Below are 13,113 nucleotides of genomic sequence, written 5' to 3' on the forward strand. Positions count from 1 at the left end.
GTAGTTTCGCGGCCCGCTGAATCCGGGGGCTGCGAGGAGTCACTGCACGCGTCCCTCGCCTTCCTGGTCGTCCTCCTCGTCGGGCAGGTGGACATCGTCGACGGCGATGTTCACCTCGACGACCTCAAGGCCGGTCATGCGTTCGACCGCCGTGATGACGCTGGTACGGACGTCGGCGGCAATGTCCACGATGGCGAAGCCGTACTCCACGACGACGTCGAGATCGAGGGCGGCCTGCCGTTCGCCCACCTCGACCTTCACGCCGCGGCTCACGCTGGGACGGCCGCCGGGGACCTTGTCGGTCACCGCCCCGAGCGTGCGGGCCATGCCGGAGCCGAGGCTGTGGATGCCCGGCACCTCACGGGTGGCCATTCCTGCGATCTTCTCGACCACGCTGTCGGCGATGGTCGTCCTGCCCCGCGACTCGGGTGCGGTTCCGGCGCCGGTGGGGCCCGTGAGGGTCTTGCCCGCAGGACGTGACTCGTCTCCGCCTGAGGTGGAGTTGATGGTGTCCGACATGAGGACCTCCCCAGGGTGGATGTCCGGGCGCCGGTGCGGCGCCCTCATGCTTAGGACACCTCGCGCGGACATTCCTCACGCGGCTCGTGCGGGGCAGCCCGCCTACCATCGAGGAGTACGTACGCAGGCCGCAACGAGCGTCTTCGGAAGGAAGCGAGCGGCGGATGCGCAACCGGACCGACCCCTCCCCCCAACCTGGCGCCGACCTCCCCCTGCGACCAGCAGCGCTGCCGATCGTCGGCGTCACCACGGAGCAGGACGCTGTCCGCGCACTGGACGACAGTGTGCTGGCGATAAGAGCCTCGGAAGGGGACGAAGACGCCTTCGCCGTCCTGGTCCGCCGGCACAGCAGCCGCCTGCTCGCCCTCGCCCAGCACCTGCTCGGCAACCGGGCGGACGCAGAGGATGCGGTCCAGGACGCCTTCATCAGCGCTTGGCGGCGGCTGCCGGAATTCCGGCACAGCGCCTCGTTCAGCACCTGGATGTATCGCATCGTGACGAACCGCTGCCTCAACGCTCTGCGCCGCCGGCCCCGTCCCTTGCCCCTGGACACCGTCCCCGAACCCGCTGCCGCAGATGCGAACAGCTCACCATCCAAGGTGGCCGAGACGGACGCAGCGGCGGTCGCTTTGACACAAGCGCTCCTGGCACTGGGCCCCGAGCTCCGAGTGTGCTGGGTGCTGCGCGAACTGCACGGCCTGCACTATGAAGAGATCGCCCACGTGGTGGGCAGCAGTGAGCAAACGGTGCGCGGCAGACTCTTTCGCGCACGACGCGCTCTGATGGAGGCGATGCGCCCATGGCGCTAGACGACCCGCACCCGCCCTCCGGCGACGAGCCCGCAGGCTTGAGCGCCGTACGGGGCGAAGCGTCGATGTATTCCGACGCGGAACTGCTGGCGGGTGGGGAACTCCTGCCCTGCGGACGTCCCCTCGGCCACGCCTGGCAACAGGCCCGCGGCGCGGCCGGCGCCTCAGACGAGCACAGCAGCCGCTGCCCCCACTGCCGCGAGGCCGTCGAAGGGCTGACGGCCCTGGACCGGGCCACCCGTGCTCTGCGCGCCGAGGAACGACCCGACGGCCACAGCCTCGCCACCCGGGTCATCAACGCGGTCCGCAGCGAGGTACGGCTCGGCACCATGCTGCTGCTCGACGACCCCGATCACGACCTGCGCATCGCCGAGAGCGCAGCCGCGAAAGTGCTGCGCCGGGCCGCCGACACCGTCCCTGGCATCCGCGCCGCCAGCTGCCGCGTGGCCGCGGCGAAGGGCGCCCACGCCGTCCACGTCGTCGTCATCACGGTGGCAGCGACGCTCGACCAGCCGCTGCGAGGGCGAGCCGAGGCCGTACGCCAAGCCGTCCTCCACTCAGCTGAGCACCTCCTCGGCCTCGCCGTCACCAGCGTCGACGTTGAAGTCAACGCCGTGCTGGGACGCTCCCGCGTACCGGGTGACGACCGGTCCGAACTGAGCGAACGATGACCGGCTCGGACCGCGAGAACATCCACCGAGCGGCGGCCCGGGCCGCCCTCGCGGTTCCCGGCGTAGTCGCTCTCCAGCCCGTGCTCGCCGACCGGCTGGCACTCGCAGCCTCCCGCGTATACGAAGCCGTGGCCGCGGGTACCATCGGGCGCCAGGAGGCGGCCGGCGTCCACGGCGAAATCACCTCGGCCGGCGCTTGGCACCTGGAGGTGCGCTGCATCTTGGCCGGGGACCACCGCGTTGTCGACCTTGCCCGACGGGTCCGCGAAGACGTCCGGACGGCCGTCGCCGCCTACCTGGACCAGCACGGCAGGGCAGCGCCCGTCAACGTCATGGTCACCGTCACCCGCATCGTGTAGCCCGCCGGGCATGCATCCGCGGGGATTTCGCGTAGGGCGCTGCGACTTGACGGCCTAGCCGCATTGGCCATGCGCTCGCCGACCCCCTGGTTGGCCTGGTCCGCGCGCACCATGGAGATACCTCAAGGATTTCGGCGGTTCGCGGCGTTCTCGTTGTTCGAAACCGGGTAGATGGCACACATGGCTCTCCCATTGATTCGGGAATCGTTCCTGTCGACGAGAGAACTCCGGCCCGTACCTGCGGGAGGCAAGCATGAAATTCACCCTGGGGCGGCACGGACACAAGTGGCGACGGCGTTGGGTCCTCGCTCGCTGGATGCGAAGGCCTCTCCTGGGAATCCTCTTTCGACTGACAGGATGGGGTTTGCGAGTGGTTGTGTGGGCCGCTCGGCGGGCGCTGCGACGCAGGATGAGGCACGTCCTTCATGGGTTACAGACACCCGCGACACGCTCGGGCGTTCGACACACGTGGGTGCAGGGCTATTGCCCGCGCCGCGGAGACTACGCAGCGCAGACCTCAGTCGGTTCCGGCCACAGTCGGCCGTGCGGTGGACGCAGGAAACGACTTCACCCGCTCGCGCAGGGAAGCCGTTTCGGATATCAAAGGGACCGGCGTCCGGTTGCCGTTTCCTGCTAATGCCTAGCACTCCTGAAGAGGCGGAAGACGCCGAGGAGGATGAGGGAGCCGACGATGGCGGCGACCCACGTCGAGATCTCGAAGAAGCCGTCGATGGAGTCAACCCCGAAAATTACCTTACCGAGCCACCCACCGAGCAGGCCGCCCGCGACGCCTATCAATATGGTGATGATGATTCCGCCCGGGTCCTTCCCAGGCATCAGCATTTTGGCGATGATGCCTGCGAACAGCCCGATAAGAATCCAAGCAAGTATGCCCATGATTCCTTCCTGTCTCGTCACACAAAATATCCGTGCACTCCCATTCCCGTGCCGTTGAGTCGAATCACTCGCCCAACGAACAAGGACCCCATGCCGTCAACTCAACGCATCCTTGCCCCTCTCCTTGACGCGCCGGGCATTGCCCCGGGCTTCCAGAGCGACACCTTTGGCGGCCAGCGTCTCCTTGCCTATGGCATGGGCTGCTTTCTTCACAGCCCTTCCCGTAACTCGTTCTACCTCAGCCTTAATTTTCTCACCAGTGCCCATGTCATCCCCATCAACGTCTTACGCTATGCATATGTCCGCACCAACGGCTCCCAAACGATTCACGCGAACCCGGTGCCGAAGTTTCGTACCCCTTGAGCTGGTGGGGTTTCCGCCGTTCGCCCGAGCCGGGGTCCGCCGCACTGCCGGCGGCCTCTTCCTGGCGAGTGCATTCCGGACCGGCGGCGGAAGGCGGCTCCGTGTGGAGGGGGCCCCTTTCGACGATCTCGCCGACGCCGACGTGCACGTGGGGTTCTCCACCCACGATCGTGCACACGACGGCGTTGCCGAAGATCCGCTCCGCCGTCTCGCGGGTGTCGACCCGTCGCGGAGCAGCATGGTCCCGACCGGGTGCCGAGCATCGCCAACCCGAACGCTCACCGCCGCCAAGCCAGCACCAACTTGCAGGGTCAAGCGCTCAGCCCCCGCCGTCTGCTGGATGCCGGGCTGGTGTGGGGTCAGGCAGGTGGTCCTGCTGAGTGTCTTGAGGCAGTGAGATGTGGGTGGGGGTGCAGGCCGGGGCCGAGGGGCGGCCCGGCCAAGGGGGTGGGGGTGAGGTCGGTGGGTTCCTCCCCGGCCTCTAGGAGGGTGTCGGCGGCGCCGACAATGAGGGGGTCCGGGTAGCCGACCGCCTCCTCGTCCTTGCCGTCGTAGTCGATGCGGGACAGCAGGCTGCGCATGGCTTCGAGTCGGCCGCGGCGTTTGTCGTTGGTTTTGACCACCGTCCACGGTGCGTGCTCGGTGTCGGTCGCGCGAAACATCTTGACCTTCGCAGTGGTGTAGGCGTCCCACAGGTCCAGGGAGGCCAGGTCGGTGGGTGACAACTTCCATTGCCGCACAGGGTCGACCTGCCGGATCGCGAAGCGGGTGCGCTGTTCGGCGCGGGAGACCGAGAACCAGAACTTGACCAGCAGGATTCCGTCCTCCACGAGCATGGCCTCGAAGGAGGGGCACTGCTGCAGGAACAGCTCGCACTGCTCCGGGTTGCAGAACCCCATGACCGTCTCTACGCCGGCGCGGTTGTACCAGGAGCGGTCGAAGAAGACGATCTCACCGGCGGCGGGCAGGTGGGCGACGTACCGCTGGAAGTACCACTGTCCCGACTCCCGCTCGGTCGGTTTGGCCAGAGCGACGATCTGTGCCCCGCGGGGGTTGAGCCTTTCGGTGAAACGCTGGATGGTGCCGCCCTTGCCTGCGGCGTCCCGGCCCTCGCAGATCACCACCAGCCGAGCTCCGGTTTCCTTGACCCAGTGCTGCAGTTTCAGGAGCTCGATCTGCAGGATCCGCTTGGTCCGCTCGTACTCCGCCCGACGGATCTTGCGGTCGTACGGGTAATTCTCCCGCCACGTCCGGATCGGGGCACCCGACGAGTCCAGAAGCACAGGCTGTTCCGGCCGCCGATCGTCTACGCTCAACCCCGTCAACAGATCCTCGGCCTCTGTTCGTGGGGACTCTTGGTCGTTCACACCCCGCACCTACCCGCGCGAGACGCCGGTATGGCCGCAACCAGTAGGCACCCCGAAGCCCGGCACGTCCTCGACCGTACGTCCACCCGCCGCTCGGAGCGCGGCGGGTGGCGGTAGACGCCGCCGTGGTCCATGGCCCGGTCGGACCTGACCTCGGCGACCAGGGCGGGGTGGACGAGGTTGGTGTCCAGGAGGCCGCGGCTCCCCCACGCTGCACACGCCCTCCCACGGATGCCCGTGCGCGGCTGGTGGTGAGGTACTTCGGCGACCTGCCGAGTCTCGTCCGCGAGAACGGTGCGGTGCGACCGACCGCGCGCAGCTGGCTGCCCTGATCTTGGCGGCCAGGGTCGAGGAACGATCAAGTACGAGCTGGGCCTGTGTCTCGACCCTTCGTTCCCGCACCGCTCCTTCGGCGCACCAGTGCCGGACTCGTTCGCCGAGCCCGTGCCATCGGGAGCACAGGCGCACGCGGCCGGCCTCGCCCGGTGCGACGCGCAGGCCGCGAGGCTGTGCTCGGCGGGATTCCCGCGGTCGAGCTGCCGATCGTACGGCCGGCTGAGGCGGGCATGGCCATGCCCGGCAAGCTCGCGGTTCCGCTGCGGGAACCCTCGAACCCCTCGTTCCGCCCGGGTCAGCCCAGGACGGAGGCGCGAAAGAAAGATCCGCCAGTCTCACGGTCATCGGCCAGACGGCAGGCCGAAAAATGCACCGCGTTTTCGAGTTGCCCGGCATCGCGCCGGAGTCCGCGCCGCCGAGCGCGGGCTGGAGGCCATCGACCGGGCCCTCAAGGACGCGCAGCAACCGGACGCGCGATCACAAAAGCCGACACGGCATGCGCGGGACTCGGGCCCTACCCGCTCTGGCCGTGTCGCTGGTGCTCGCGGAGTCGCGGGGTGGGAGACCGGCCTGTCAGAAACCGCCCGAGGCCCGGGACCGCACCCCTCCCGGGTGTGACCGCCACCGACCGCGATCACGTTCACGTGCCCCGTACTTCTGGCTCTGCCAGCCACCCGGCGCGCCGGGTAGGCCCCCGCTGCCGCCGATGGTTGCGGGCAGCGTGGGTGCGGGACCAAGATGGAAAGATCCCCTGGCTGTTTGGGCGAGACGAGGCACCATGCGAAGCGATCTCGATATCCACATCAGACGCTACGGTGCGACGGTGGTCGTCACCCCCGTCGGAGAGCTGGACGCAGCCTCCGGCTGGGCCCTGGCCGCTGTGCACACGGCTCTCGACCATGACGTCGCCGCGGTGGCGTGCGACATGCGCCGTCTGTCGTTCCTCGACGTGGTCGGCCTCCACCACCTGCTCGGTCTCGCCCGCTACACCGGCTCCCAGGGCGTCGCCCTCTTCGCCTACAACTGGCAGCGCCAGCCCCAGCAACTCCTGGACTTCACCGACGAACTCCTCCTGGACAGCGCCCAGGACAGCCGTGCAGCGCCCACCCGGCTCCTGCGCCGCACCCTGCGCGAAGCGACGGAAGCCGCACGCGCCACAGGCGCGGCCCGCGCAGGCACAGCCGGCCGGAGGCGACAGCACGCACGAGGTCGTCCTCGGTAAGGGCGGCGGAGACAACGTACTTCCGCATCGCCCTTGCACTCGTCCAGGGCGATAACCGGGTCATCGGCTTGATGCCGGCGGTCTCGAGGAGCTCGCCTGCACCGTTCCAGCCACCGATGGCCTTGCCGTGCCGATACGCCTCGGTGACCAGCAGAAGCACCCGCGGGTCGACGGCTTGTGGCTGCCGGGCGGTGCCGACCTTGGCATCGCGGGCCCCGTAGGCGTCCGCCCCTGCCGCGGGCACGCCCGCGAGCAGGACGGCGTCGAATTCGGTGGAGCGGGCGGTGGCGTAGGTCCGCTGGATGGTAATCGGGTCGCCGTCGGGGGCGAGGGTGCGGCCGGTCGGAGCGATGACGAGGGCACCATGTCGGCGTCGAGGATGGCTTGCCGGGCGGCCCGCACGCCGTGCAGATCGGCCGCCGCGTCGGCGACGACGCCGATGAGCCGGCCGTCGGTCGGCCAGGTTCCGCCCATCTTGGAGAGGGAAGGGCTGGGGTCGGGCGTGGCGAGCGGCTCGATGGCCACGGGGGCCGGCAGCCCGAGGCCGGTGGCCCCGCCCGCCCCTGCGGATGGAAGGTCATCATCACCGTCACCAAGCGCTTCCCTATTCACCAGGAGGCCGTGGGCAAGCGGCTGACCGTCAGGCGACAGCCCTGGACGCCGAGCGCCTCCGGCTGAGAAGTGCGACGCCGTCACCCGCTCCGCGCCGGTCACTTACCGCGGAGTACGCGCACGCTCTTCACCTGCGTGTCGACCGCGTCCGGCACGACCATGCCGGCCTCCACTCCGGTCCGCAGGTAGCGCAGGACATGTGCGGTGAGGCGCTCGCCGGGCAGGGCTGCCGGAATGCCGGGCGGGTACGGGGTCAGCATCTCGGCCGCGATCCGGCCGTTCGCCTCCTGCCAGGGCACCTGCTCGGTGGGGCCGAAGAAGGCATCGCGGGGCAACGCTGCCTGCTCCAGACGCAGCCTGGGAGGTGATGGAACCTCCACGGGCTGTCCGGTGCGGAGCTGCGTGGTGTGGGCGGCCAGGTCGGTCAGGGCGGTCAGAAGCACCTCGACGGTGTCGCTGTCGTCGGCGTGGGTGAGTTGGGCGCTGATGCGGCGGTGGTCGGCGATGTGGAGGTTGATGTGGTGGCTCTTGCGCAGCCAGTCGGCGGCACGGTAGCCGGTGACGCCCGAAGCGCTGATGTCGATGATGATCTGGAGGGGGTCCATGTCCGCCGCCCGGCCCGGCCCGCAGAAGTCGTCGCGGCCGTGCACGTGCATGCCGTCGATACGGGAGATGCGGTCGCGGGTCTTGTGAGCGAGGGCGAGGGCGTGGTCGTAGAGCGCCTCGCCCTGCTCGACCATCTGGCGGCGCCAGCCGTCCAGCGCTGCATAGACGAGGGATGACGGGCTGGTGGTCCCCAGCAGGTCCTCACGGCTCTTGAGCACCTCCGGTTTGACCAGGTCACCCTGGAGGTGGAAGACGGAGCTCTGTTCGAGGCCGGAGCCCATCTTGTGCACGGAGGTGACGCACACGTCGGCGCCGGCGTCCATGGCCCAGGTCGGCAGGTCCGGGTGGAAGGGCAGGTGGGCGCCCCACGCCTCGTCGACGATCAGGGGTCGGTGCCGGCGGTGACAGACCTCGGCGATGGCGGCCAGGTCCGAGCAGGTGCCGTAGGGGGTAGGAGTGGTCACGAGTGCGCCGCGGGCGTCGGGGTGCTCGGCGAACGCCGCCTCGAAGGCCTCGGCGGACGGCGGATGGGCGAGATGACGCTCGGCATCCCACTGCGGATCCACCCAGACGGGCCGGATGCCCGAGAGGATCAGACCCGACACGACAGATTTGTGCGCGTCACGGCCGACCAGCAGCTTCTCGTGCGGTCCGGCAACGGACAGCATGGCCGACTTCACCGACAGGGAACTGCCGCAGGTGGAGAAGAACGCGTGGTCCGCCCCGACGGCGTCCGCCATCAGCGCCTGTGCTTCCTCCAGGACGCCGTGGGACGACGTACGGTCGTCCAGGCCGCTAGTGGCGAGGACATCGGAGTGAAACACCGCCTCGCCGAGCACGGCCAGGACACGGGGATCGGTGCCCCGCCCCTGTTTGTGACCCGGGGGCGTGAACGGAATCTGACCGCTTTCGTAGTAGGCGACCAACGCATCGAGTACCGGTGCTTTCGACTGGTCCATGCCTCGCGCCTGCCCCGAGACCGCCGGCGAAAACGGACATCGTCACGCAGCCGGACCGAGATGCCGCTCCAGCCAGTCCGCGGCAGCCCGCCGGTAGAGACGCCGGTTGTCCGCCCGCAGGAATTCGTGGCCCTCGTTCCGTAGCGTCAGCTGCCGTGCCCGCACACCGCGGTCGAGCGCCGCGCGGACGAACTGCTCCGACTCCGTCGGCGGCACGTTGGTGTCGTGCTCCCCGTGGACGGCCAGCACAGGGGCGCGCAACTGGTCGATGCGGCTCATCGGGGACAGGGAGCGCAGCAGTTCCCGGTCGTGTTGGGGGTGTCCGTACTTGGCGGCTGCGGACTGCGCGATCCACGGCTCCGTACCGGCGAAGAAGGTGGCGAAGTCCGACATCCCGCAGACCGCGACCCCGGCCCGGAAGAGGTCCGGATGCCACACGAGGGAAGCCATGGTGAGGTATCCGCCGTACGAGCGGCCCATCACCCCGAGCCTCAGGGGGTCGGCGTACCCGAGCGATACCACGTGTGCGGCGCAGTCGGCGACGTCGTCGATGGCCGTGAACCGGCCGGCGCCGAGGTCGGCGTCCACGAAGGACCGGCCCCAGCCGGACGAGCCGCGGACGTCGGGGGCGAACACGTCCAGCCCCCTGCCGAGGAGTTCGTGGTAGAGCGGATTGAACACGGGCCGTTCCTGTTCCTCCGGTCCACCGTGGAGGTGGATCACGCACGGGGCCGGCCGGCCCGGGTCCTGCTCAGGCGCCCGGTAGTACCAGCCCCCGAGAACGAGCCCGTCCCGGGCCTCGCAGCGCAGGGGCACCGGGCGTACGGGCGGTCGCCCCGGCGGGACCGCGTCCTCGTCCCGCGCCGACCAGCCGGTGCGCACGGGGACGAGGGCCTCGTCCAGTTCCCAGATGCCGGGCCTGCGCCGGGATCCCGAGAGGGCGGCGAACAGCCCGCCGCGCTCCACGGGCGCGATCCGGGTCACCACCTCGTGGGGCAGGACGGGATGGTGGCGCGGTCCGATGTCGCCGTCCGTACGGTCGAGGGTGAGCCCCACGGTTTCCAGCTCGGTCGCGCCGTGCGCGTTCCAGGCGAGCACGGCCCACCGGCCGTGGTCGGGCACGCTCAGCAGATCGAGGGCGGACTGCTCCCGCTCGGCGGCGACGGACAGTCCCCGGGACCTGCCCTCCTCGTTCAGCCGTACTCTCAGCAGGGCCGCGAACTCCCGCTCCGCGTCGCTGCGCAGCCAGAGCGTCCGCGCGTCGGCGGAGAACCGGCCGGTCCAGGGGTCCCCGTCAGCGACGTGCAGGGCGAAGGTGGTGCGCCCCGCGGCGGTGTCGAGTACGAGGGCCTCCCGACGGCCGCGCGGGCCGCGGCGGACGAGCGCGAAGCGGCCGTCCGCGCTCATGTCGCACACGCGCAAGGAGGCAGCTCCCTCCTCGCTGTACAGCAGAACCGGTGCGGTTGCTGCGTCCGGGTCGACCAGATAGGCCGCCAGCCCGCCGCTCCGGGCCGGGCCGAGGGCGGGACCGTCGCGTTCGGGCGACGCCGCGCCCGGTGTCCTTCCGCCGGCCGCCGACGCACCCTCCGCTTCCGGCGGCAGGTGTCCCGGCCCGGCGTGCTCCGAGCGCAGCGGGGAGGGCTGGGCGACCGTGACGGCGAGGGCGGTGCCGTCACGCGTCCAGCATCCGAGGTGGGCCGAACTCCCCGGCTCCGCGCCCGCAAGCACCTGGCGTTCGGTTCCGTCCGGGCGCACCACCAGAACCCGGGTGTGCTCGCCGCCCCCCGGCGCCGAGGTGTAGGCGATCCAGCGCCCGTCCGGCGACCAGGACACCTCGGTCACCGGGTCGGGATCGCCGTCCAGCACGTGCACCTCCGTCCCCCGGGCCGGCCCGCTCCACAGCTGGGGGACCCCGGCCCGGTCGCAGATGAACGCCACGTGCTCGCCCGTCGGGTCGGCCGAGGGGTACCAGCATCCGTGGGCGGCCAGGAGGGTCGGCGGGTCGACGCCACGATGGCCGGGCAGTCGAACCGGCGCCGGGGCCGGGGCCGGACCGGGCAGAGGGTCTTCTGCCGGGAGTCCTCCGGCACCTGGGGGACCGGCTGCCCCGCGGGGCGATTGGTGCGCGCGCCTCAGGGGTTTCGTGTGGTCCAGGGGCATGGGCCGCCTCTCCCGGGCTTCCGCTTCAGGCCTACCGCTCACTTGATCCCGTGCGTCTGCAGCCAGATTTCCAACGACGCCACCTGCCAGAGGGTGTTGGCCCCGCGTTTGGTGCGATGGCGGTTGGGTGCCTCAAGCAGCTCGTGGACCAGACGCTGATCGAAGATGCCCCGTCGGCGGGCCTCCGGGGCCGTGAGGGCGTGGCGTACACGGGCGAGCACGGGTTCGGCCATGTGCCGGACCGCGGGGACCGGGAAGTAACCCTTCGGCCGGTCGACGACTTCAAGGGGAAGGATCTTGCGTCCGATGTCCTTGAGCACGGCCTTGCCGCCCTGTGCGAGCTTGAGCTGCGGAGGGCAGGCCGCGGCCAGCTCGACGAGCTCGTGGTCCAGGAAAGGCACCCTGGCCTCCAGGCCCCAGGCCATCGTCATGTTGTCGACCCGTTTGACGGGGTCGTCGGGCATGAGCGCGTGGACGTCCATGCGGAGGGTCGCGTCAAGTGCGGTCGTGGCCCCCGGTGCGGCCATGTGCGCCCGGACGAACTCCAGCGAGGCGTCGTGGTCCGCGGTGAGGCGGGGGTGCAGCATGGTGGTGAGTTCGGCGTGCGTCCGGTCGAAGTACGCGTCCGCGTACGCCCGCTCGGCATTCGGCCGGGCGGCCGAGGCGATCCGCGGGTACCAGTGGTAACCGGCGAACACCTCGTCCGCACCCTGGCCGCAAAGCACGACCTTGACCTCCTTGGAGACCTGTTCCGACAGCATGTGGAACGCCACGGCGTCGTGGCTCACCATCGGCTCGCTCATGGCCCCGATCGCGGCTTCCAGCGCGGACGGCAGCCGGTCGGACGGGATCATGAGCTGGTGGTGGTCGGTCGAGAACCGTCGCGCGATCAGGTCCGAATACCGGAACTCGTCTCCGTCCTCCCCGTTCTCCGACTCGAAGCCCATCGCGAAGGTCGGGATGTCCTCCTGCCCCGCCTCGGCGAGCAGCGCCACGATCAGGCTGGAGTCCAGCCCGCCCGACAGGAGCACGCCCACGGGGACGTCCGCGACGGTGCGCCGCCGCACCGCCGTGCGCAGCGCGTCGTGCACCGCCTCCTGCCAGAGCACCGGGTCCTCGCCGAACTCGGAGTGCCGGGTGTACGACGGCTGCCAGTAGCAGTGGTCACGGTGCGTACCGTCCCGCTCGACGACGCGGACGGTGGCCGGCGGGAGCTTCCGTACGCCCTTCAGGACCGTGCGGGGCGCCGGGACCGTGCCGTGCCAGCTCAGGTACTGGTGCAGCGCCACCGGGTCCAGGGACGTGTCGACCCCTTCGCCCGCCAGCAGTGCGGGCAGGGAGGAAGCGAAGCGCAGCCGGTCGCTGTCCTGCGTGATGTACAGGGGCTTGATCCCCAACCGGTCGCGGCCCAGTACGACCCGGCCGGTGTGGTGCTCGACGACGGCGAAGGCGAACATGCCGATGAGGGACTCGACGCACTCCCAGCCCCACTCGGCGTACGCCTTGACGACCACCTCGGTGTCGGAGCGGGAGAAGAAGCGATGACCGAGCCCTTCCAGGCGGTCACGCAGTTCGCGGTAGTTGTAGACGCAACCGTTGAAGACCGCGGTGAGTCCCAGCTGCGCATCCGTCATGGGCTGGGAACCCCATTCGGAAAGATCGATGATTTTCAGGCGCCGATGCCCGAGCGCCACCGCGTCCTGCGACCAGGCCCCTCTGCCGTCCGGTCCCCGCGGCTCCAAGGTGTCGGTCATGCGTTCGACAGCGGCGAGATCCGGTCCCCGACCATCGAAACGCACCTCCCCGCTCAACCCGCACACGGGGAGCCCCCCACGCGCAGGGCACCCTGGGGGCGCCACCCCCGCAGGGCCGCGCTCATCGTGGAGCACCTGGTCACGTACGCCATTACTACACTCCCGTGCCACTTCGGCCGACAATGGGAAGGCCGGCCCGAACGGGCGATCGACATATGAGGCGCCTGCCCATCCCGGCGCCCCCTAATCAGCCGCTCTTCCTCGTCGCCCCCGGATCGGCCTGGGTGAGCACGTGACGACCTCCGACTTCGCCGTGGGCGTCACCCGAGAACTGGCAGGTGGAGTTCCTGCAGTTCTTCGAGTCCTTCTCGGCGTGGTCGCCCGGCTGCTGTTCCCCGTCCGACTCGGACCGATCTCGTGGAGTTCCTGGGACTCAGGTGAGCCCCGCTGGACCAGCCGCACGAGCAGAAGATGTAGAG

The 13,113-nt window shown here is 69.9% G+C and carries 11 protein-coding genes and 1 pseudogene; 4 read left to right on the top strand and 8 right to left on the bottom strand.

Annotation, left to right across the window (positions count from 1 at the left end; genetic code table 11):
• Positions 1 to 39 precede the first annotated feature (39 nt).
• Positions 40 to 519, bottom strand: coding sequence for an Asp23/Gls24 family envelope stress response protein (locus tag IE257_RS06360; RefSeq protein ID WP_189965524.1), 480 nt, complete (start codon positions 517 to 519; stop codon positions 40 to 42).
• A gap of 164 nt (positions 520 to 683) precedes the next feature.
• Here IE257_RS06360 and IE257_RS06365 point away from each other — a divergent pair, with 164 nt between their 5' ends.
• Genes IE257_RS06365 through IE257_RS06375 form a run of 3 tightly spaced genes read left to right on the top strand, consistent with a single transcriptional unit; the run spans position 684 to position 2,358 of the window.
• Positions 684 to 1,328, top strand: a complete 645-nt coding sequence (locus tag IE257_RS06365) for an RNA polymerase sigma factor (protein ID WP_189965526.1) — start codon at positions 684 to 686, stop codon at positions 1,326 to 1,328.
• Positions 1,319 to 1,999 (top strand): Asp23/Gls24 family envelope stress response protein, encoded by a 681-nt coding sequence (locus tag IE257_RS06370; RefSeq protein ID WP_189965528.1) that lies wholly within the window; start codon positions 1,319 to 1,321, stop codon positions 1,997 to 1,999. Before IE257_RS06365 ends, IE257_RS06370 begins: the two co-directional genes overlap by 10 nt.
• Positions 1,996 to 2,358, top strand: a complete 363-nt coding sequence (locus tag IE257_RS06375) for a hypothetical protein (protein WP_189965529.1) — start codon at positions 1,996 to 1,998, stop codon at positions 2,356 to 2,358. Before IE257_RS06370 ends, IE257_RS06375 begins: the two co-directional genes overlap by 4 nt.
• 633 nt (positions 2,359 to 2,991) lie before the next feature.
• Here the strand turns inward: IE257_RS06375 and IE257_RS06380 are convergent.
• The 3 genes from IE257_RS06380 to ppk2 form a co-directional block, all read right to left on the bottom strand.
• Positions 2,992 to 3,255, bottom strand: coding sequence for a GlsB/YeaQ/YmgE family stress response membrane protein (locus IE257_RS06380; RefSeq protein ID WP_189965531.1), 264 nt, complete (start codon positions 3,253 to 3,255; stop codon positions 2,992 to 2,994).
• Between the two features lie 96 nt (positions 3,256 to 3,351).
• Positions 3,352 to 3,522 carry a hypothetical protein gene (locus IE257_RS37935; protein WP_209468329.1) on the bottom strand — a complete coding sequence of 57 codons (171 nt, stop codon included), beginning with the start codon at positions 3,520 to 3,522 and terminating at the stop codon, positions 3,352 to 3,354.
• 455 nt (positions 3,523 to 3,977) lie between these two features.
• Positions 3,978 to 4,985 (bottom strand): polyphosphate kinase 2, encoded by a 1,008-nt coding sequence (gene ppk2 / locus IE257_RS06390; RefSeq protein ID WP_189965536.1) that lies wholly within the window; start codon positions 4,983 to 4,985, stop codon positions 3,978 to 3,980.
• Between the two features lie 1,114 nt (positions 4,986 to 6,099).
• Here ppk2 and IE257_RS37940 point away from each other — a divergent pair.
• A complete protein-coding gene (locus IE257_RS37940) occupies positions 6,100 to 6,543 on the top strand; it encodes an STAS domain-containing protein (RefSeq protein WP_372452945.1) in 444 nt (147 codons plus the stop codon).
• Between the two features lie 70 nt (positions 6,544 to 6,613).
• On the opposite strand, the pseudogene IE257_RS37945 reads toward IE257_RS37940, so the two are convergent.
• The 4 genes and pseudogenes from IE257_RS37945 to IE257_RS06410 all read right to left on the bottom strand — a co-directional run.
• Positions 6,614 to 7,116, bottom strand: a pseudogene (locus IE257_RS37945) (catalase HPII); the annotation flags it as partial.
• A 137-nt stretch (positions 7,117 to 7,253) separates the two neighbouring features.
• Positions 7,254 to 8,720, bottom strand: a complete 1,467-nt coding sequence (locus IE257_RS06400) for an aminotransferase class I/II-fold pyridoxal phosphate-dependent enzyme (RefSeq protein WP_189965538.1) — start codon at positions 8,718 to 8,720, stop codon at positions 7,254 to 7,256.
• A 42-nt stretch (positions 8,721 to 8,762) separates the two neighbouring features.
• On the bottom strand, positions 8,763 to 10,880 hold the full coding sequence (locus tag IE257_RS06405) for a S9 family peptidase (protein WP_189965539.1): 2,118 nt from the start codon (positions 10,878 to 10,880) through the stop codon (positions 8,763 to 8,765).
• Between the two features lie 38 nt (positions 10,881 to 10,918).
• A complete protein-coding gene (locus tag IE257_RS06410; RefSeq protein ID WP_189965541.1) occupies positions 10,919 to 12,700 on the bottom strand; it encodes an N-acetylglutaminylglutamine amidotransferase in 1,782 nt (593 codons plus the stop codon).
• Positions 12,701 to 13,113: the final 413 nt, after the last annotated feature.

The organism is Streptomyces avidinii (assembly GCF_014650695.1).
Classification (GTDB): domain Bacteria; phylum Actinomycetota; class Actinomycetes; order Streptomycetales; family Streptomycetaceae; genus Streptomyces; species Streptomyces avidinii.